The 22136-nt window shown below is 52.0% G+C and carries 14 protein-coding genes and 1 tRNA gene; 7 read left to right on the top strand and 8 right to left on the bottom strand.

Annotated features, from left to right (window positions below):
* Positions 1 to 6: 6 nt before the first annotated feature.
* Entirely contained in the window at positions 7 to 903 is an 897-nt protein-coding gene (locus ACTF7Q_RS03785; RefSeq protein ID WP_438996519.1) for a uracil-DNA glycosylase, read from the bottom strand.
* A gap of 453 nt (positions 904 to 1356) precedes the next feature.
* Between ACTF7Q_RS03785 and ACTF7Q_RS03790 the strand changes: the two genes are divergently transcribed.
* The 5 genes from ACTF7Q_RS03790 (at position 1357) to ACTF7Q_RS03810 (ending at position 8274) form a co-directional block, all read left to right on the top strand.
* Complete coding sequence (locus ACTF7Q_RS03790; RefSeq protein ID WP_438996520.1) at positions 1357 to 3009, top strand: electron transfer flavoprotein-ubiquinone oxidoreductase; 1653 nt, start codon at positions 1357 to 1359, stop codon at positions 3007 to 3009.
* 55 nt (positions 3010 to 3064) lie between these two features.
* Positions 3065 to 4843, top strand: coding sequence for a tetratricopeptide repeat protein (locus ACTF7Q_RS03795; RefSeq protein ID WP_438996521.1), 1779 nt, complete (start codon positions 3065 to 3067; stop codon positions 4841 to 4843).
* 89 nt (positions 4844 to 4932) lie between these two features.
* Positions 4933 to 5871, top strand: coding sequence for a 4-(cytidine 5'-diphospho)-2-C-methyl-D-erythritol kinase (locus ACTF7Q_RS03800; RefSeq protein ID WP_438996522.1), 939 nt, complete (start codon positions 4933 to 4935; stop codon positions 5869 to 5871).
* A gap of 99 nt (positions 5872 to 5970) precedes the next feature.
* Positions 5971 to 8133, top strand: coding sequence for a hypothetical protein (locus ACTF7Q_RS03805; protein ID WP_438996523.1), 2163 nt, complete (start codon positions 5971 to 5973; stop codon positions 8131 to 8133).
* 66 nt (positions 8134 to 8199) lie between these two features.
* Positions 8200 to 8274, top strand: a tRNA-Gln gene (locus tag ACTF7Q_RS03810).
* A gap of 82 nt (positions 8275 to 8356) precedes the next feature.
* On the opposite strand, the gene ACTF7Q_RS03815 is transcribed toward ACTF7Q_RS03810, so the two are convergent.
* Positions 8357 to 9088 (bottom strand): response regulator transcription factor, encoded by a 732-nt coding sequence (locus ACTF7Q_RS03815; RefSeq protein ID WP_438996524.1) that lies wholly within the window; start codon positions 9086 to 9088, stop codon positions 8357 to 8359.
* 94 nt (positions 9089 to 9182) lie between these two features.
* On the opposite strand from ACTF7Q_RS03815, the gene ribA reads away from it, so the two are divergent.
* Entirely contained in the window at positions 9183 to 10319 is a 1137-nt protein-coding gene (gene ribA, locus ACTF7Q_RS03820; protein ID WP_438996525.1) for a GTP cyclohydrolase II, read from the top strand.
* A gap of 115 nt (positions 10320 to 10434) precedes the next feature.
* Here ribA and ACTF7Q_RS03825 read toward each other — a convergent pair whose 3' ends face one another.
* From ACTF7Q_RS03825 to mutS, 6 genes are all read right to left on the bottom strand, one after another.
* Positions 10435 to 11541, bottom strand: a complete 1107-nt coding sequence (locus ACTF7Q_RS03825) for a glucosaminidase domain-containing protein (protein ID WP_438996526.1) — start codon at positions 11539 to 11541, stop codon at positions 10435 to 10437.
* Positions 11542 to 11568: 27 nt separating this feature from the next.
* Positions 11569 to 12132: a NifU family protein gene (locus tag ACTF7Q_RS03830; protein ID WP_438996527.1), complete on the bottom strand. Its 564-nt coding sequence runs from the start codon at positions 12130 to 12132 to the stop codon at positions 11569 to 11571.
* Between the two features lie 299 nt (positions 12133 to 12431).
* Positions 12432 to 13451 (bottom strand): tryptophan--tRNA ligase, encoded by a 1020-nt coding sequence (gene trpS, locus ACTF7Q_RS03835; RefSeq protein ID WP_438996528.1) that lies wholly within the window; start codon positions 13449 to 13451, stop codon positions 12432 to 12434.
* A 77-nt stretch (positions 13452 to 13528) separates the two neighbouring features.
* Positions 13529 to 15073, bottom strand: a complete 1545-nt coding sequence (murJ, locus tag ACTF7Q_RS03840; protein ID WP_438996529.1) for a murein biosynthesis integral membrane protein MurJ — start codon at positions 15071 to 15073, stop codon at positions 13529 to 13531.
* Complete coding sequence (locus ACTF7Q_RS03845) at positions 15070 to 18021, bottom strand: [protein-PII] uridylyltransferase (RefSeq protein WP_438996530.1); 2952 nt, start codon at positions 18019 to 18021, stop codon at positions 15070 to 15072. Before ACTF7Q_RS03845 ends, murJ begins: the two co-directional genes overlap by 4 nt.
* A gap of 12 nt (positions 18022 to 18033) precedes the next feature.
* Positions 18034 to 20742 (bottom strand): DNA mismatch repair protein MutS, encoded by a 2709-nt coding sequence (gene mutS / locus ACTF7Q_RS03850; protein ID WP_438996531.1) that lies wholly within the window; start codon positions 20740 to 20742, stop codon positions 18034 to 18036.
* Between the two features lie 208 nt (positions 20743 to 20950).
* Between mutS and ACTF7Q_RS03855 the strand changes: the two genes are divergently transcribed.
* A partial coding sequence (locus tag ACTF7Q_RS03855; protein WP_438996532.1) for a malic enzyme-like NAD(P)-binding protein occupies positions 20951 to 22136 on the top strand: 1186 nt, incomplete at its 3' end.

Consider the following 22136-nt stretch of genomic DNA (forward strand, 5'->3'; position numbering starts at 1 on the left):
TACCTGTTAATCGCTAGGAGATGGGGATAATGATGAAGATGATAATCGGGAATTGACTGCCAGTATATCGGCAAATGAAAGCCGCTTTTGCGCTGGTGATCGCAGCAAATAGGCCGGATGCAGACTGGCCAATGTGGGCCGCATGATCGTGTCACCAAAATCGACATCCTGCCAACGGCCACGTAATTTCAGAATGCCGTCCTTGGTATCAAGCACGGCTTTGGCCGCTGATCCACCCAGAATCAGAACATAATCAGGGTTGGCAAGCTGCACATGCCGCCGTAACCATGGCAACATCATCGCAGTTTCTTCCGCAGTGGGTGTCCGGTTGCCTGGAGGGCGCCACGGTAGCAGATTGGCGATATAGACATGCGACCGGTCAAGACCGATCGAAGCCAGCATCTTATCAAGTAGCTGACCTGACACGCCGACAAAAGGCAAGCCGACCATATCCTCATCGCGCCCAGGTGCTTCGCCAATAATCATCAGCCGTGCCCCCGGATTGCCATCCGCAAAGACCAGATTACTAGCAGTATGTTTGAGCGCGCATCCTTCAAAGGCCAGCAAGCCCGCTTTCAGTTCGGCCAATGACCCAATTGCCGCCAGATCGGGCGCATCCGGCGATGCCATCGGTGGTGACATGGTGCCGCTAAGCGTGGCGGTTTTGGGTGCCGACATAACGCTAGCCGAAGGGGGTGTGCTGACATCTGAAATTGTGGCAATGGCTGCCGATGCCGCCACTTCTACCGGTGTCGCCGCACCTGACGATGGCAGATATTTATCCAGCTTGACCTTTGGCATGGCAAGCGCTTCTGCGCCCAGAAACGCCTCATCAACGCCCATTTCGACCTGCCATGCAAGCTGGGTGATAAGCTGTTGAATTGTCGCCGGCTGATCCGACATCAAAAGTCTCCCACAAAGTCCCTCACAAATAACCATCACGAATGACCTATGCACATTGAATGGTCGCATTTTGGCCGAATATTGACCGAATAGCGCTTGTTTCGGACACTATAAACTGATCATTATCATTTTCGCACTTGTTTCGCCAGTTAGCAATCTGCCAGTTAACAATCTGCTAGTTGGCACGCGCGACGGGGGTTTCTGATGCGGGGTTTTTCTGATGCGGGCATCCTCAATTAGGGTTTCCCCAAATAGAGTTTTAAGGCACCGAACGTAATTATAGGCTATATATGCAATGTTGATTTTGACTTCATATTGGTTTTGCCCTTAAGGATGACTAATATATGTAAGGATAGCTTATATATCTAAGGATGGTTAATAATAATACTGTTCGGAATCGATCAGGATAGGTATTAAACCAACCAAATAATGTGCCGTCGGCTAGGCGTGCTGATGAAAGGGTATGGGACTATGGAACGCGAAACTATGGAATTTGACGTTGTTATTGTTGGGGGTGGCCCCTCTGGCCTATCAGCGGCAATTCGCCTCAAACAGCTTGCCAATGACGCTGGACGCGACCTTGAGGTATGTCTGATCGAAAAGGGCAGTGAAGTGGGGGCGCATATCCTGTCCGGCGCGGTGCTAGAACCACGCGCGTTGAATGAATTGATTCCTGATTGGAAAGACAAAAATGCGCCGCTTGATACGCCGGTCACATCAGATAGATTCATGTTCCTGACCGAAACCAAATCCATCCGCATGCCGACCCCACCCAGCATGAACAACCATGGTAATTATATCATCTCGCTAGGCAATTTCTGTCGCTGGCTTGGCGAACAGGCCGAAGCGCTTGGTGTTGAAATCTATCCGGGGTTTCCAGCCGCCGAAATTCTATATGACGCGAATGGCGCGGTGCGCGGTGTTGCGACCGGCGATATGGGCATTGGCAAAGATGGCGAACCGACAGACAATTACATGCGCGGAATGGAGCTTATCGGCAAACAGACTATTTTTGCCGAAGGCTGCCGCGGCCATCTGACCAAAAACCTGTTTGAAACATTTGACCTGCGTGAAGGTAAAGACCCACAAACCTATGCGATCGGAATCAAGGAATTATGGGATATTGATCCTGCCAAGGCCAAACCGGGGCTGGCTTGGCATTCGATTGGCTGGCCGCTTGCCACCGACACCTATGGGGGATCTTTCCTATATCATCTGAATGGTAATCAGGTTGCTGTTGGCTATGTTGTCGGGCTTGATTATTCGAACCCGCACCTGTCACCATTCGAAGAATTTCAGCGTTTCAAAACGCATCCTGCGGTGCGCGATGTATTCGAAGGCGGCCGACGTGTTTCCTATGGTGCCCGCGCCCTGAATGAAGGCGGTTTTCAGTCAATACCAAAACTGACCTTCCCGGGCGGTTGCATGGTGGGTTGCACAGCTGGCTTTCTGAACGTCCCCAAAATCAAGGGCACACACACCGCGATGAAGTCTGGCATGGTCGCCGCCGAAGCTATCTTCGAAGCGCTCGACAATTTCGATGCGGGGCATGAACCCGCCAGCTATGCCGACAAGCTGGCCGCATCATGGCTATGGAAAGAACTTTATAAAGTCCGCAATATCCGCCCTGGCTTTGCCAAAGGCCTATGGCTTGGGCTGGCCCATGCCGCCCTTGATACCTATGTGCTATTCGGCAAAGCACCATGGACCTTACGGCATCATGCCGATCATACACAACTTCGCAAGGCGGCAGACGCGCCCAAGATAGAATATCCAAAACCCGATGGAATAGTCAGCTTTGACCGTAATTCATCAGTCTTTCTGTCAGGTACAAATCACGAAGAAAACCAGCCTGCTCATCTGACGCTAAAGGATGCCTCGATCCCGATCACACACAACCTTGCCCTATATGATGCGCCCGAACAGCGCTATTGTCCGGCAGGGGTCTATGAGATCGTTCAAGGCGATAACGGTGATGATCCGCATTTACAGATTAACGCGCAAAATTGTGTTCATTGCAAAACATGTGATATTAAAGATCCATCACAAAATATTGTCTGGGTAACGCCAGAAGGTGGCGGCGGACCTAATTATCCGAATATGTAAGCCGGATATATAGGCAGTTTCGTGGGTTGATATGGTTAGATTTGGATAGCCCATTATGGAACAGATGCCCAACATAAAACAAAATGACAAATTTCAGGTCTGCGCGCCGCCTGATCGCCTAAAGCCACGCCAAATCAAAACGCTGGCGACACTGGCTTTGCTTGCCCTTTTCGTATCTGGTTGTGGTGGTACCTCATCACCACCATTTGCCACAAACAATATTGACATCTCAGCGCCCACGCCCGCACAGCGATCCGAACCCTATAACCCACAATCGGCGGCAGCGCATTATTTGGCCGCGCGCCAAGCGCTCTATATGAGCAAGATCGAAGATTCGGCCCATTTCTATATGCGCTCGCTTGAAGCCGAACCAGATAACATCGAATTTCTGCAACGTAATTTCATGTCACAATATTATCTTGGCCATATCGAACGCGCAGCCAGCATCGGTCGCCAGCTCGAAAGACTGAATATCATGACATCCTTGAGCTATGAGCCAAGCATTGCCATGGCGATACGAGCTGGTGATTGGGATGCGGTTATGGTGCTGGTTGATAATGTTGCTGAAAATATCCCGTCACGCCAATTTGCTGGCGTTATAAAATCCTGGGCTATGATCGCCACTGGTCGCGGTGATGCGGGCATCACCCATCTTACCGATAGCGCCTTATCTTTGGTCGATGCCGAAGACGGCCTGCCTTTCTATCACCAGCTTCATCATGCGCTGATGTTTGAAGCGCTAGGCCATAAAGATGATGCTTTGCTCAAGGCGCAATTGCTGATTGATGAACCGATACCATCATCGGCCATGATGCTTGATCTAGCTGGCTTGCTTTATCGACTTGATGCCCGCGACATGGCTGATGCGATGCTGGATCAAAAACTGCCGCGTGCCTTTGATCTGCAAACAACCCGCCAACATCTTGCCACGCAGGCCGATCAACCACCAACGATTGCCCAGAACATCGCCAATGGTGTTTTGCAGACCGCCAGCAATGCTGGTGACGGACAGCCACAGACGATCGGCGCACGTTTGCGCTTTGCCATTTATATAGCCCCTGGACTCGATGCGATTCACTTCTCGCTGGCACAGACCCTCTCTTTGCTTAGACTTGATACATCGGCCATGGCCGCGCTTGCCAATATTGATGCAGATGGCTTATGGGCACAGCCTACCATGCTGATGAAGCTGGATATGCTGGTCGCACAAAATGATTTTGAGACGGCATTATCGATTCTTCGTGCCCATCTGGCACGACATCCTGATAATGGGTTTCTGCATAAGGAACATGCTGATATTCTGCGTCGCAACGGCAATTATGCGGCCAGTCGGGATGCCTATCTTCGGGCTGAATCATATGGTTTTGAATCGCCCACACTTGATCGTAATCTTGCTATCACCTACGAACAGCTTGGCATTGATGACAAAGCCGAAGAACGGTTTCTGGCGGCACTTGAAATCAACCCGAATGATGCCTTCACGCTCAATTATCTTGGCTATTGGTGGGCGGATGAGGGACGTAACCTATCCGAAGCGATCACGCTGATTGAAAAAGCGGTCGAGCTTCGCCCCGAAAGTGGCTATTTTGTCGATTCACTTGGCTGGGTACATTATAAGCTTGGCAATTATACCGTCGCTGTCGAACTGCTTGAAAAAGCCACCACGCTTGAGCCTGCCGATCCGGTAATTTTCGATCATCTGGGCGATGTTTATTGGCGTCTTGATCGCTATGCCGAAGCGCGCCATATGTGGGATTTCGCCATCGAACAAAGTGACGATCCGGTTTTGTCCGATACTATTCGCACCAAACTGTCTGACGGGCTGGATCCATAAACCGGCACACACCCATAAGGCTCTGTGTCGTCTCTATCATCTTATCTAAGCAACCCTCTAGCCCAGCACATAAACCCCAAGGCAACAAAATGACTGGCAAAATGACTGGCACCAGCATCACCGAAATGGCACCTGCCAAGGTCAATCTATATCTGCGCATTTGTGGACGCCGAGATGACGGCTATCATCTGCTTGACTCAGCTGTCATCTTTACCGCTTTTGGCGACCAGATCAGCCTCACTCCGGCCATCACTGATAGCCTGACCGTCACTGGCAGCTTTGCCGCCGCCCTAACCAACATTACTGACAGCAACATTTCTACCTACCCCATAACGAATAGCGCCATAACGAATAGCGCCACCGCACCAAATCTATGTATGCAGGCACTAGCCGCCTTTCGCGATGCGGGCGGCGTCATACCACCAGTGGCCATTACGCTTGAAAAACGCATACCCGTTGGGGCTGGGCTTGGCGGCGGCTCGGCTGATGCGGCCGCCATGTTACGCGCGCTAAACGCCCATGCTGATAAAGCTGTTACCCCTGAAACGCTTCATGCGCTTGCCACCCACCTTGGTGCCGATGTGCCCGCCTGCCTGCGCGCACATACATTACGCATGACGGGCATAGGCGATCAGATCACCCCGCTATCTCCCATGCTTGATATATCATCTGCCTCTGACGCGCCTCCCTTTATTCTGCTGGCTAACCCCTTGATCCCGCTGGCGACCAAAGATGTCTTTGCGCATCTGCAAAGCGCTGGTCAGGGGGCTGCAGGCGATATTGGCGCGCTTGATATATCGGGCTTAGCGCGGCTGGGTAATGATCTGGAAGCCACCGCCTGTACGCTGGTACCCGAAATTGCCAGTCTGCTTAGCCTATTGCGGCAACAGCATGGTTGTCAGATCGCCGCCATGTCGGGTAGTGGGGCCAGCTGCTTTGCCCTGTTTGACAGCCAGCCAGCATGCCAGCATGCCTGCGACACCCTACGCAAATCGGGCATCTGGGCTGAGGCAACACATATTATATGATATGATTATCAGTCTGGCGGTCTTTTTTGATCGCCTGCATTGACCCGTTAGATTAAATAGCTCTAATTTGATATTTGGGCGATGAGATCCGGAAACAATATGTCTTTCACAGAAAAATTTACCGCCTTGGATCGGCATTGCAGGGATTTTCACCAGACCCATTTCACCCCGTCATGGTTGCAACCCTCCAGATCCCATCTTTATATCTGTCTTGCCCTTATCATGGCGGTGATCGCTATTGCTGCCAATGGCCATATGCGAAGCTGGCAGTTTGCCAAGTGGCAGGCCGAACCGGATAGATATTTTGTTGCTGATATGCCGTCGGTTTCAACCACCGATGCTGGGTTTTTTCTGGCCACAGCCAAAGCCATAAAAACCGACAAAACCAGTGATGCGTTTCACCAGAAACGTCTATTTCCAAATAATCATGACTATCAGGCAAATCCAGATAAACGCCTGACCACAGAGCAGCTGCTGCCAATTTTGATTGCCTATTTTGCGCCAGATGCGTCCAACAAGGCTTTGATGGACACCGCCCATGCGATGCTACCCATAACCGCGATGATCACGGCATTGGCGATTATCTGTGCCTTTGGCATTGCTGGTTTTTGGTGGGAAGGGGCCATCGCCGCACTTGGTGGCGGGCTATCCTTTAGCTATCTATCGCGCAGCGCCGTTGGCCGCATTGATACCGATCAGCTCAATCTGGCTTTCTTTTACGGCGTCACCGCTTTGGCACTGCTGGCGGGGCGGGTCAGGGGCTGGCGCGCCGCGATATTGACCAGCCTATGCGCTGGTGCCCTGAACTGGCTTTTCAGCTGGTGGTATAGCAAAGATATTTTCAGCTGGTTCTTTCTGGGCGTACTTGTCTGGGTCAGCCTGATGACGCATCGCGATCTTAAACGCACAGGCGCACAAGCAGCGATTTTCATTCTGCTGTCTGGCACTTTTACCAATATGGGCGGTGTTGCGCTAGATATGTTCACCGATCTTAATCTGGAATTTGGCGCACTGATATTTCCTAACACCTTTCAGACCATCACTGAACTGAACGTGATTCCCTTTATCGATCTGTTGCGCAGTATCACCTATGATCCGGTGATCGGTGCCTTTGGCATCATCAGCCTGCTGATCTGGGTGATCTTCAATCCGGTGATTGGCCTTGCCGTGCTGCCCATTCTGGGGCTTGGTTTGCTCAATTTTATGTTTGGCAATCGGGTGGTGTTTTTTGCCGCCCCGCTTGTCTGGTTTGGCGTGGCCTGGGGTATTTTTGCCCTGCTTCGCTGTTTCACAGGCTGGCTGATGGCCCGATATGATACCGCCAGCCCCGCCGTGCAAACACCATCTTATGTGACACGCATCGCCGCTATGGTGATGCCGGTCAGCGCCCTGATCGTAACCGTCCTTGTCTATCTAAATGCTTATAATCCGCTCACCAAACCCTATCTGCCCGCCCCATCCTTTAGCCACGAGGTGCTGACCGGATTCAATCAGCTAAGCAACCGCATAGCGTCACGTCCAGACTCAAAACCGGCGGTGATTGCCAGCTGGTGGGATTATGGCTATATGGCCACCTTCCTCAGCGATATGCCCAGCCTGCATGATGGCGGCATTCAGACATCACCGGTTACGCATTATGTCGCGCGCGCGCTAACCGCCGATAGTCAGGCCGAAACCGCCGCGATCCTATCATTTCTGGCCACGGATGGTCTGGCTGGCCTACAGACAAACAGCACAAAAAAAGGCGCGCTTGAAGCCCGCTTCGCAGCTTTCACCGGTGCCAGCAACACCGACATCTATCTGGTGTTGACGCATCAGATGGTGCCTTGGATGGGCGCTATCAGCCAGCTTGGCATGTGGGATGCCGAAAATGGCAAACCGATCAATATACGCCCTGGCGACAATACGCTTGCCTATCAGAACATCCGTTGTAACGCGGATAATGCGTCCCCCTATCTTATTTGTGCGGGGCGCCAGTTTGATCTGGCCAGAGGGACAATTAACAAAAGCCCGCTTATGCGCCATATGATCGAAACACGCGGCGGTAAAATCATTGCGCGTCGGGACTATGCCCACCCGCAGGGGCTGGTGATGCAGGCACATGATCTGGGCGATATGACGATCCAGACGCAGATCATACATCCGCGCCTTTATCATAGCAGTTTTAACCAGCTTTTTTATCTGGGGACGGCAGATCCAGACTATTTTAGCCTGATTGACGATAATTTTCCCTTTTACCGCATCTATAAAGTAAAGAATTAGCAAAGATATGAAATAACAGGCTTGATTGCGACAAAGTTGCTGGTTAGATTGCCGGACGTTTGTTGTTGGGGCGTGGCCAAGTGGTAAGGCATCGGTTTTTGGTATCGTGTACCGTAGGTTCGAATCCTACCGCCCCAGCCAAACGTATATGCCAAACGTATATGCCAAACATATACGCACTATATTTCACCACTCATCTTAAAAACATAAGCCCGTTCACCGTCTAATCGTGAATCCCGTTCGACAGGCAATAGCCCTTGCCGGTGGTACGGATAATCTGTTCCGACGTGACCCTGGCGATTTTCTGGCGCAGGCGATAAATATGCGTCTCGACCGTATGCGTGCTGACGCCGCTTCGAAAGCCCCAGACATCTTTTAACAATTCATCTTTGGATACAATTTCGGGCGCGGCGCGGATAAAGAATTTCAGAATCACCGCTTCCTTTTCGGTCAATAGCTGTTTCTGGCCACTGTCTTCATGCTGTAGCATTTTTGTCGCGGGTATAAAGCTAAGCGAGCCAAGCTGGAACCGGACACTGTCCGAGGCACGATGCTGTTGCAGATGCGATTTGATCCGCGCCAGCAATTCGCCCATCCGCATGGGTTTGGAGATATAATCATTGGCACCAGCTTCCAGCCCCAGAATGATATCTTCTTCGGCATCCTTGCCTGTCAGCATCAAAATCGGCTTGGTAAATCCATTACGGCGCAGATGACGGCATACCTCAACGCCATTTCCGTCTGGCATCTGCACATCAAGAAGCATAATGTCAGGTTCACCTTCAGGCAGTATCTTGAATAATTCGGTAACACCGGCAATGGTGGTAACTTGACTATAGCCTTCGGCATTGAGTTGATCTTTTAACGTCGTGCGTAATAAATCGTCGTCATCAACAACAAACAGGCGTATCTGGTTATTTTCGAAAGTGTTGTTTTCTGAGGACAAATCTTGCATTTTTATCTTCAACCCAATAAACGACATTATGATATTGTTAACATTCTACCCCGATAAACCTTTTGGCCAAACATTTAGCTAGCGGATCTTGAATATGTCGTCGTTTAATATCAATCGCACTTATTTAAAGGTTGACCGTGCCTGTGCCGAATTACGGCGTGGTGGGGCAGTGGTTGTGCGGCTTCCTTCGGGTGAGGCCGCGATTTTCAAAGCTGTCGAGATCGCACATGATAATGACATTGTCGAACTCAAAACCCTAGCTGGTTCGGGCACTTTACTTGTATTGACGTCAAACCGTATGTCTAGCCTTGGTCATACTATAGGACAAAACAAACCTTGTGCAACCTTATCAAGTGCCGCGCATTCTGCCGCGCGCGCTTTTGAAATGGCGTTGGGTCAGCCAAAGGCCGATGACACACAGTCTAGCTATACGATTATTCCGGAAAAAGCCGGTTCGCTGGCCGATAATACCACCCGTCTATTGCGTGTTGCCAAGCTGATACCAGCGGCGTTTATGGCACGCTTGCGCTTTCGTGATATTGCCCTACAGGATCGCTGGGCACTTGAAAATAATCTGCTCATTATCGAATCCCGTGATGTCGATCACTATAACGAAGATGCCGCCACATCCTTGCGCGAAACCACCCGGGCAAAGGTGCCGCTGGCGCTAGCCGAAGATGCCGAAATTATCATGTTCCGTGCCGCCGCCGGGGGCGAAGAGCATTTTGCCGTTCTTATTGGCGACCCGCTTGGTGACACCACCAACGCGGATAAGGCGCCGCTTGTGCGGCTTCATTCGCAATGCGTTACTGGAGATGTGCTAGGCAGTTTGAAATGTGACTGCGGCGATCAGCTCAAGGCCGCCCTTGGACTTATGTCGCGTGAAGGCAACGGTATCTTGGTCTATCTGGCACAAGAAGGCCGCGACATCGGCATGTTGAATAAAATGCGCGCTTATGCGCTTCAGGATGGTGGTCTGGACACGGTTGACGCCAATCATATGCTTGGCTTTGATACTGATGAGCGCAGTTTTCTGCCAGCTGCCAATATCCTGCAGGCGCTTGGTATCGGCAAAATGCGTTTGATTACCAACAATCCTGACAAGATCGCCCAGTTAGAAGCGCATGGGTTTGAGATCAGCGAACGCGTGTCCTTGCATATAGATGAAAATCCGTTTAATGCCCATTATCTCAAGACCAAGAAAACCCGCACCGGCCATATGATTGACTAGCATCATCCGGCTGGAACGCAGTGATAGCCGAAAGATGATCGCGGATTATTAAGGGCATCATCCGGCTGTAGCATCGCGAAAGCCGTAAGATGATCGCGGCTATATACCTACTATCCTACGACAGATAAGCGTTTGCGTACGTGCGCAGTTTGTTTTTGCGCATGACAATTTTCAAATCCTTGACATATTTGGTGCCTATTTCGGCATAATTATGTAGGTGCCCGACAAGAATATTGGCTTTGTCTTCATCCGGCATTCCAGCATGCCTTTTACGGCTATCACGCAAACTCTGATAGGCTTGATGCGTGTTCAGATTATGCATATAGGCACGCACTGATCCCAGCAGATTGGGAAAGCTCCGCACAACCGCATTCTTGTTGCTGGCATTCAATGGTTTGATGCCGTCATCTTCCTGCCAGGCCCATTGTCCGAACAGCGCGTTGCCTTGGCGGGCAAAGCGCGATGTGCCCCAGCCTGATTCTATCGCCGCCTGGGCCAATGCCAGCGGTACCGGAATCACATCGGCACGTGCTAACAGCTCATTCAAAAAGTCCTGTGTGGCAACATTGTCTATGGGTAATTTATAGAGCGTCGCCCATTTACCCAGCGTAACCGCATCTTGTCTGTCATAGGCGCGCCGAATCGCCGCGCGTCGTTGCTTAATCTCTTCATTCGACGCCAGAATCAGCGGCAGAACCATGTTGATGAAATTTTCTTTTTGCTCGGTTGTGGCCAGCCCGGCATGCGACGCAGGTATCACCCGCACAAAGTTACGTGCGACAGCTATCGGTGGTACTTTTGCTGCTGGTGCCTCTTGATTGCGGGCTTTCGTCGTTTTCAGTGCTTCTATAATCGACTCACGCGGGGTTTGCACCTGCGCTAGCCCCCCTATTTCTGGCACTTTCGGCGTAACAGAATCTTGTTGCTGATTTGTTGATGTTACCGGCATGCTGCTCGCGATATCCGTATCGGCACGCGTCACCATATCCACATCTGGCTTGGCATCTTTATCTGTCTCTGGCGTTGGGGATGCGGCTACGGACATATCTGTGCCTATCCCACTATCGCTTTCGATCATAGCCACCATGGGGCTTGGCGCATGCAACCATTGGGGTGGGGCGACTTTAAACACGCCCGGCACGAGAATGATGACCGCCATCAGCACCAGTGTCAGTCTGACAATGTTTTTGTCATGCAAAAGCAAATTCAGTCGGTCTGTCAAAATACTACCTGAAACTAAAACGCAAATTTAAAAATCAGCGGCACGAACTTCCCGAACCTGGGGAATATAGTGCTTAAGCATATTCTCAATACCCATTTTCAGCGTCGCTGTTGAGCTAGGACATCCCTGACAAGCGCCACGCATCTGTAATGTCACCACGCCATCATCAAATGCCTGAAACACAATATCGCCACCATCCATCGCCACGGCAGGGCGCACCCGCGTATCTAGCAGATGCTTGATCTGCTTGACGGTATCATCATCATCTTCATCATCTGTATTGGCTTCGGTCACATTACCAGCATTATCTTCGATCACTGGCAGGCCTGATGCAAAATGCTCCATAATGCCAGCCAGAATTGACGGTTTCAGCGCAAACCAGTCCATGTCGTCAACTTTGGTAACGGCGATAAAATCACCACCCAGAAACACCCCGGCAACACCATCAACCTGAAACAGGCGGCGCGCCATTGGTGATGATCCGGCACTGTCAGCCGCCGGAAAATCTGCCGTGCCTTGTTCCAGCACCGGCACCCCGGGGATAAATTTCAGCGTCGCTGGATTAGGCGTATCTTGTGTTTGTATAAACATCCATTAATTCCCTAATTGAAAAGCCGGCATATTCAGGCCTAACGCCCCAAAACGCATATATTCGCGCTCTTTATCAGTAGCCAGCCAAGACGCCGGACATCATGATAAACTTAATATAGCATATAGATGGTAATCTGTCAGTTTTATGGCAAGGTTTGCCTTATTGTTAATTTGTTGGTTGGTTTGGCTATATTTGACCAGCACCAGTCAGACACGCAATTCTCTAAAGCTATTTCACCGGCCCTATTTCACCGGCCCTATTTCACCGGCCCTATTTCACTGGCCCTATTTCACTGGCCCTATTTCACTGGCATACCCAGAAACCCGACAATCTCATGCACATCGGCCAGAATAGGCCGTGCGATCGCTTCGGCGCGCACCGCACCATCATCAAGAATCGCATCCAACTCATCCGGATTTTCCAGCAACTCGCGCATACGGGCACCAATCGGTGCCAGCTGATCCACAGCCAAGGCGGCCAAGGCGGGCTTGAAATCACCAAATCCACGCCCGCCAAATTCGCGCAGAACATCATCAACGGTCATATTGGCCATCGCCGCATAAATACCAACCAGATTTTCGGCTTCGGGGCGACCGGCCAGCCCAGCAGCTTCCGATGGCAAAGCATCGGCATCAGTTTTGGCTTTGCGGATTTTTGCCGCGATCGTATCATTATCATCGGTCAGATTAATCCGGGATAATTCGGACATGTCAGACTTGCTCATTTTGCTACTGCCATCGCGCAAACTCATCACCCGTGTTGCGCTGCCAAAAATCTGTGGTTCGGGCAGCGGAAAACAGTCAACCTCATAATGGCTGTTAAAGGCTTGAGCGATATCGCGGGTCAGTTCAAGATGCTGTTTCTGGTCTTCGCCTACCGGCACATGCGTGGCTTTATATGTCAGAATATCTGCGGCCATTAAAATCGGGTATGAATAGAGACCGACCGAGGCTTGTTCGCGGTTCTTGCCGGCTTTTTCCTTGAACTGCGTCATGCGGTTCAGCCAGCCAAGCCGCGCCACGCAATTAAAAATCCAGGCCAGCTGGGCATGTTGCGGCACACGCGACTGATTAAACAGAATTGACCGTTCTGGCGAAATCCCCGACGCGATCAGACTGGCTGTCACTTCGCGCGTGCTATTACGTAATTGAGCTGGATCTTGCGGCACCGTAACTGCATGCAGATCAACAACGCAATAGATCGATTCAAAATCATCCTGCAATGTCACCCAATTGCGGATCGCACCAAGATAATTGCCAAGATGCAGATTGCCAGTCGGCTGAATACCCGAGAAGATACGGTTCGCTGACTCAGTCATGTTTGGTTCCTTTATAGATCGCCCGGATAACGCCCCGGATAACAAGTATCTGGTTATCCCTGCTAGGCGCTAGATGGTCAAGCCCCACGCGACGTTGTTCGTCGCAAAATACCGTCGGGAATTGTTTTTAAAACCACCGAAGCGGCTATGTAAATCACCGCGCCCACACCCACCAGCAAGACAAGCACCAACGCATTGGGCAAATCAGGCATCACCTGTCGGGTGCCAAGCAAACTGGCCGCCATAAAGGCCGAAGCCAGACAAAGCCTGCCCAGCAAAGCAAACGGCATCTGCACCAGCTTACCACTACGCACCAGCAATATACCCAGAATCAGCGCGGCCATAATGCCGGAAAACGATGTCGCAATCGCTAGCCCGACATGCCCGAAGATGCGCATCAAAAACAATGATCCAGCAATATTGACCAGCACCGCACATAACGACACTTTCAGCACCGTTGTCGGTTGGCCTGCCGCGTAAAAAGCAGGCTGGAATAACCTTGTGGCGACAAACCCAAGCAGACCAAGCGCGTAGGCTTGTAATGCCAATGCCGTAACCACCGCATCGGCGGTGCTGAAGGCGCCATAGGCAAATAACCCGCTAATGATCGGCTCGGCAATACAGATCATCGCCGTAACCGCGGGAATCACAAAAAACCCACCAAGCCCGATACCGTCATTCAAAATCGCATTAACCGATGCTTGATCCTGCGCCGCTTCAGCCTTTGATAATTTTGGTAATAATGCGGTGCCAAGCGCGATGCCGATTATGCCCAATGGCAATTGCACGATCCGGTCAGCATAATAAAGCCACGAGATCGCCCCGACAGGTAACAAGGATGCCAAAATCAGATCGACCAGCATATTCACCTGCATCGCTGTTGCTGCCAGTGCTGCCGGCGTGAATTTGCGCCACATGGTGCGCCCTGCCGCCGATAATCGCGGCCATATCCAGACTGGCGTGCCACCAAATCGCCGCAAAATGGCGAACATGACAGCCAGCTGAATGACACCAGCCACCAGCAATGCCACCGCCAGCGGCATAGCGGATGTCACCACCTCGCCTGCCGCCATCACCGGCAAGGCCATTGCGCCAGCGATCAGACATAGATTGAAAAATACCGGCATGATCGCACCCGCGGCAAAATGGTCATGCGCATTAGCAATCGCTGACCATAGCGCGACCAGTGAAATCAATGGCAGATAGGGCATTGTGACCCGGCCTAGCGCAACCGCCGCGGTGAAACGTTCCGGCGTCGCTACAAATCCCGGCGCCAGCAAGCCAACCAGATCAACCATAAAAAATTCGGCCAGCCCGACAATCACCAGCAAAACAAGCGTCAGCACAATCTGAACCTCTGCCGCCAGCCGCATCGCCGCGTCATGGCCATCTGCCGCGCGTATTTTTGAAAAACTAGGCACAAAAGCGTTGGTCAGCGCCCCTTCGGCGCTTAACCGGCGAAACATATTTGGTAATTTCAGCGCGACCAGAAACGCATCCGCCAACGGTCCCGCCCCCAGAAAAGTGGCAAAAGCCACGTCACGGCCAAAGCCCAGAATCCGGCTCATTCCTGTCAGCAACCCAATCTGCCGGAACGCCCCCAATAGCGAATGCTGGCTCATGCCGCATCCCCGCCACGGCTATGGATCTCATCGGCGTCAGTCTCATCACTTGCTTGCAGAACCGCCAAAAGCGCGTTGCGGATATGATGCTGGCGTGCTTCATTTAAAATTTGCAGACCGAAAATATCTTTCACATAGAACACATCGACAACACGCTCGCCATAGGTTGAAATGCTTGACGACTGTATCTGCAAGCCAAGATCAACCATACAGCGTGTAATCTTATACAGAAACCCTGGGAAATCGCGACCATTCACTTCGATCACACTATGCGTTTTGCTAATATTATTTGATAACAGCACGCGCGGTGGCACCGGAAACCGGCGAATGCGTTTAGGCGTTTGTTGCCAGCGCGCCGATAGTGCATCGGCAATTCGCATCTTGCCAACCGCCGCCTTGGTTACAAAATCACGAATTCGGGTCAAAAGTGCAACCTCATCGACAACCTGATTATCGATTGTTTGCAGATAGAACACATCAAGCACGGTGCCGTCACTACAAGTGGTAATCCGCGCACTGGCAATATTCACACCAACCGCCGCCACCGCCCCGGCAATCCGCGAAAACAGCCCCGGATCATCAACAGTGATAACGGTCATTTCAGTGGCTCGCCTAGCTTGATCCGGGCTTAAATCAATCAGCAATGGCCTTTCCAGAGTCCGGAATTGCTGGCATAGCGTGGCATGTTTGCAATGACTTTCAACGTCAAATCCGGTCCAATAGGTGGATGGGAAATTATCCGCATGTTGTGCAAACGCCGCCGCCGACCATTTCATCGCGGCTGTTGCCCTGATACCTGTTTCTGGCTGGCCTGTTTCAGTCTTATCTGTTTCAGTCTTATCTATTTCTGGCTGGCCGACCAGCCTCTCAAAGGCCAGCGCGCGCGCCATACCGGCATTGCCTTGTGCGATTACCGTCGGATCAGCTCCTTTCAGCACGGCATCGGTGCGGCTGAACAGATCGCGCATCAGCGCCGCTTTCCAGCCATTCCATATGGTCGGGCCTACCGCGCGAATATCGGCTACCGTCAAGATCAGCAACAGACGTAATTGTTCGGGCGATTGCACAATCGCGGCAAAATCTTCAATTGTTTTTGGATCATTCAGATCATAGCGAAAGGCGATCTTACTCATCAGCAGATGATGGCGAACCAGCCATGAAACGGTTTCCGTTTCAGCAGGTGTCAGCCCCAGACGCGGGCAGACCTTATGCGCCACTTCTGCCCCCAATATCGAATGATCGCCGCCGCGTCCCTTGGCAATATCATGCAGCAGAACCGCGACAAATAGCGCCCGCCGTGATCCGATTTCGGGCATCGCTTCACTGGCAACAGGCGCATCACCGGTCAGCCCGCCTGTTTCGATCCGGTGCAAGATCCCCAGCGCCTTGATCGTATGTTCATCGACCGTATAGCTATGATACATATCGAACTGCATCATCGCGACGATACGGCCAAAATCAGGCAAAAACCGTCCGATAACGCCGCTTTCATTCATCAATCGCAAAATACGTTCAGGGTTCGTCGATGATGTCAGAATATCCAGAAACAGCGCGTTCGCCGCAGGATCAGCGCGTGTTTCGGCATCGATTGATGGCATCGCTCTGGTGATCCGGTGCAATGTCTGTGGATGGATATCGGCGTCATGTTCCTGCGCCAGCTGGAACAATTTCAAAATCCGCAATGGCGCATCACGGAATAACACATCTTCCGACAGGCTGATCCGTCCAGCCTGGATCTGGAACTCATCAATATTGCGCGATACCCTAAAGCTATTCTGGAAAAACTTCCTGCGCTTGCGAAAGTCGGTTTCCATCGCCGCACAGAAAATGCGCGTCAGATTGCCCACATCACGCGCGGCCAGATAATAGCGTTTCATAAAACGTTCGACCGCCCGCAAGCCACCCCGATCGGCAAAGCCCATAAGCGGCGCGATCACCATCTGCGCTTCGAAATCGAGCCGTTCTTCGGGGCGCCCTGCATAAAGATGCAGATGACAGCGCACTGTCCATAAAAACCGCTGCGCCGCGGCAAAGCGTCGGGCTTCGCTCGCGCGCAGAATACCCTGATCGACAATATTGATCAGCGATGTGGCGCGATAGGCATATTTCACCGTCCATAATAATGTGTGCAGGTCACGCAGACCGCCTTTGCCATCTTTGATATTGGGTTCGACAACATAGCGCGTATCACCAAGACGCTGATGCCGCAGATCGCGTTCGGCTAGCTTTTCTTCGACAAATTGCAACGGTTTTGTTTTATCCACATACGCACGGAACATCGTTGACAGATGCGCTGACAAAGCCTCATTACCGGCAACATGGCGCATTTCCAGCAAGCCGGTCAGGATCGTCTGATCTTGCCTGGCCGCGTCGATACAATCAGCCGCATCACGTGTCGCATGCCCGACCTTCAGCCCCAGATCCCACAGCATATACAAAATATATTCGATCCGTGATTTTAGATTATCGGTAACCTTATTCTTCACCAGAAACAGAATATCGATATCCGAATGCGGGGCTAACTCGCCGCGTCCATAGCCACCCACAGCGACAATCGCCATATCGCCTTGCGCCTTGCCGCCCGTTGCACGCACCGCCTCACGTCGCAATATCTCCAATAGCTGATCAATCATCCACGCATTCAAGCCAACATAGATCACCCCGTCTTTGGTTTCGGTCAGTTCGCCTTTTTGTTGTGTCCGCGCTGTCGCCAGTCGGTCACGTAACAAAGCCAGCATCGCCGCGCGTCGTTTTGCAGATTTGCTTTCGCCAAACGCTGCACAGGCAGCTTCGATCTCGGCCATATCAAGCGGTGCCTCATGCGTTTCCATGACCGATACCAACGGCATCACCCAGCGATGCCAAAGCCCGCGCCTGTTGCTGTTCTTATCCGTCGCCGCTTTTGGTGCGCTTATATCTGTGTCCTTTATATTTATTTTGGCACTCACTTATGATCATCCCTATCCTTGGCGCGTAATGTCTTTGGCGCGTAATGCTTTCAGCTCATAAAGCAGGTTCATGGCTGCCCGCGGCGTCAGCGTATCAGGTAACATCGCATCAATCGCTTCCAGCACCGCCGATGGCATCACCGCACCGGCTGGTGCCCCATAGCCTTTATCATCAGACTTATAGTCAAATAATGGCAAATTATCGGCAACTTGTCCGACATCGACCGCGCCATGCTTGCCGGCTTCAAGTTCGGCCAGAATCTGTTCGGCACGCCCCAGCACCTTATGCGGCAGACCCGCCAGCCGTGCCACATGCACCCCGTATGAACGATCAGCAGCACCAGCAATGACGCGATGCAGAAACACAATATCACCTTGCCATTCACGCACCTGCATCGAATGGCATAGCATCCGCGCCTTGGCCTGTTGCAGATGCGTCAGCTCATGATAATGCGTCGCAAACAGCGTGCGGCAGTGATTAACATCATGCAGATGTTCCAATGTCGCCCAGGCAATCGCCAGCCCGTCATAGGTGGCTGTTCCACGGCCAATTTCATCCAGAATAACAAATGATCGTGGCGTCGCGCGATTCAGAATGGCCGCCGTTTCGACCATTTCAACCATAAAGGTCGAGCGTCCCTTGGCCAGATCATCCGACGCCCCCACCCGGCTAAACAGACGATCAACAATGCCGATCACGGCACGATCCGCAGGCACAAACAAACCAGCTTGTGCCAGAATGATAATATGCGCATTCTGCCGCAAAAATGTTGATTTACCAGCCATATTTGGGCCCGTTAAAAGCCAGATCGCCGCCTTATCATCATCTGTGGCATCAACTGTAGCCGCAAGCTGGCAATCATTCGGAATAAAGGGCGTTTGTGCGGGCAGCATCATTTCGATAACCGGATGGCGTCCTTTATCAATTTCGAAAATCGCGGCATCACGCATAGTCGGGCGCACAAATTGGGCGTCGCGTGCCAGCACCGCCGCCCCACCAGCCACATCAAGTTCGGCCAGCGCCGTAGCCGCGTCACCAATCGCACTGGCACTGTCAGTAACCGCCGACGTCAACGCCTCGAAAATCTCTAATTCCTTGGCCAGTGCCTTGCCTGCCGCCGCTGCCATATCGCGTTCCATTTCGGCCAGTTCGGTGGTGGTGAAACGCACCGTTTGTGCGGTGGTCTGGCGATGAATGAACAGCTCCGATTGCATCAGCTTATCAGCATGTGTGGCGCGCACATCGACATGATAGCCCAGCACATTATTATGTTTGATTTTCAGACTGGCTATATCGGTATCGGTGGCATAGCGCGCTTGCAATGCCGCCATCAGACGCCGGCTTTCATCGCGCAGCTGGCGCACATCATCTAGTCCCTGATCGTAACCAACCCTGACAAAGCCCCCATCACGTGCCAGAAACGGCAATTCATCAGCCAGTGCTGGTGCCAGCTTGTCCGCTAGGGCCAATGGCGCGACCAGCATCTCCAGAAGCGCCTCCATCCTTGCGGGCAAGGTGGCATCCAGCACCTTTGTGCCCGTCTTCATTTGGGTCTGCCGGATCAACCCAACCACCGTTTCGGCAATGCGCAAACCGGTTTCCAGCGCCGCCAGATCACGCGGGCCGCCATGTCCCATAGTCAGGCGTGTCACCGCCCGTTGCATATCGGGAAGCACGCGTAGCTTATCCCGCATTGTGGTCATGGTTGTTTCATTTTCGATAAACCATGACACCAGATCCTGGCGCGCCACGATCGCGACCAGATCGCAAAGCGGCGCGGCCAGACGCGCGGTCAACATCCGGCTACCAGCCGCCGTCATGGTGCGGTCAACCGCATGCAGCAAACTGCCTTTACGCTCGCCGGTCAATGTACGGGTCAATTCAAGCGACCGGCGCGTTGCTGGATCAATATCCAGATACACATTATGCGCAATCGCCTGCAACGGCTGCAAACGCGGCATATTGCCAATCTGTGTTGCCTCGATATAGCCAAGCAAGGCACCTGCTGCTGACAGCATCGCCCGCGAAAAATCGCCATAGCCATCAAGACTACTAACACCGAAGAACGCGTGCAATGCCTGTGTGCCAAGGCTGGAATCGAACATCGATGGGGCTTGTTCGGTGATACATAAGTCATCCGCCCAAGACCACTGCGTGTAATCTTGGCCTTGCGGCACAATCAATTCGGATGGTGTCAGCCGAACAATGACATCTTCAAGACCGCCATCACTAAGTCCACCATCACTAAGTCCGCCATCGCCCAAATCCTCGACAAAAAAGTCGCCTGTTGACATATCCGCCCAAGCCAAGGCCTGACCCGCGCCAGACCGCCCCAGCGCGGCCAGAAAATTATGCGCACGCGGCTCCAGCAAATCATCTTCAGTCAATGTCCCCGGTGTCATAACCCTAACGACATCGCGCTTTAGCGGGCCTTTGGCACCACGTTGTTTCTGCGCTTCTGGGCTTTCGGTTTGTTCGCATACCGCCACCCGGTGGCCAGCCTTAATCAGCCGCGCCATATAGGCATCCACAGCATGCACCGGCACCCCGCACATCGGAATATCTTCACCCTGATTTTTGCCACGTTTGGTCAGCGCGATACCCAATATCGCGGCGGCTATTTCCGCATCTTCAAAGAACATTTCGTAAAAATCGCCCATCCGATAGAATAACAAACTATCTGGATGTGATTCTTTGACGCTAAGATACTGCGCCATCATCGGGGTAGGCGCTTTTACTTTAGCCGAAAGTGGTATAGGAACGTGTGAAGCCATTATATAGCAAAGAATGCAACATCCCCCGAAACAGGACAAGGGGGCTTTGTTCTTTGTACTCCAAAATGATTATGAAAAACTATCTATCACGCCTATAGTCACTAAAATAGTCCTGTTTTTCAATCGACAAGATATCATATCCCAGAGAAAACCCATGACCTCAAAAAGCAAAAATCTTGATAAAGAAGCGCTCCTTTTTCATTCTAAGGGACGCCCTGGAAAGCTCGAAATCGCCGCGACCAAGCCATTGACAAGCCAGCGTGACCTGTCACTGGCCTATTCGCCGGGCGTCGCCGCGCCTTGTCTGGCAATCGCCGAAAATGTCGATTGTGCCTATGACTATACCGCCAAGGGTAATCTTGTCGCTGTTATTTCTAATGGCACTGCGGTTCTGGGACTTGGTGATATTGGTGCCGCTGCCGCCAAGCCGGTGATGGAAGGCAAGGCCGTTCTATTCAAGAAATTTGCCGATATTGACGGTATCGACCTCGAACTCGATACCAAAGACACGGATGACTTTGTCAATGCCGTGGCCTTGCTTGGGCCCAGCTTTGGCGGCATTAATCTTGAAGATATCAAAGCGCCTGAATGTTTCATCATCGAACAACAACTCCGCGAACGCATGGATATTCCGGTGTTTCACGATGATCAGCATGGCACCGCCATTATCGCTGCCGCTGGTCTAATCAACGCCTTGCATCTGACCGGTCGCGACATGAAAAATATCAAGATCGTCAGCAATGGTGCTGGTGCTGCCTCGATTGCCTGTGTCGAATTGATGAAAACCATGGGTGTGCCGCATCAGAATATCATTATCTGTGACCGTTCCGGCCCAATCTATAAAGGCCGCGAGGCCTCGATGAATCAGTGGAAATCGGCGCATGCTGTTGAAACCGAAGCGCGCTCGCTGGAAGATGCGCTGGTTGGGGCTGATGTCTTTCTGGGACTATCGGCGGCAGGGGCCCTGACCACAACGATGGTCACCAAAATGGCTGACCGCCCAATTATCTTTGCGATGGCCAATCCGGTGCCCGAAATCATGCCTGATGAGGCCAAAGCGGTTCGCCCTGACGCCATTATCGCCACTGGCCGATCTGACTTTCCGAATCAGGTCAATAACGTGCTTGGTTTCCCTTATATTTTCCGTGGTGCCCTTGATGTGCGCGCCAGCAAGATCAATGACGAGATGAAAATCGCCGCCGCCAATGCGATTGCCATGCTGGCACGCGAAGATGTGCCGGATTCAGTGGCGGATGCCTATGACGGCCAGACCTTGTCATATGGTGAAGATTACATCATTCCGGCACCTTTTGATCCGCGGCTGATTTCGTCAGTATCTT

Origin of the sequence: Puniceispirillum sp. (SeqCode) (assembly GCF_965657105.1) — a bacterium.
Lineage (GTDB): Bacteria > Pseudomonadota > Alphaproteobacteria > Puniceispirillales > Puniceispirillaceae > Puniceispirillum.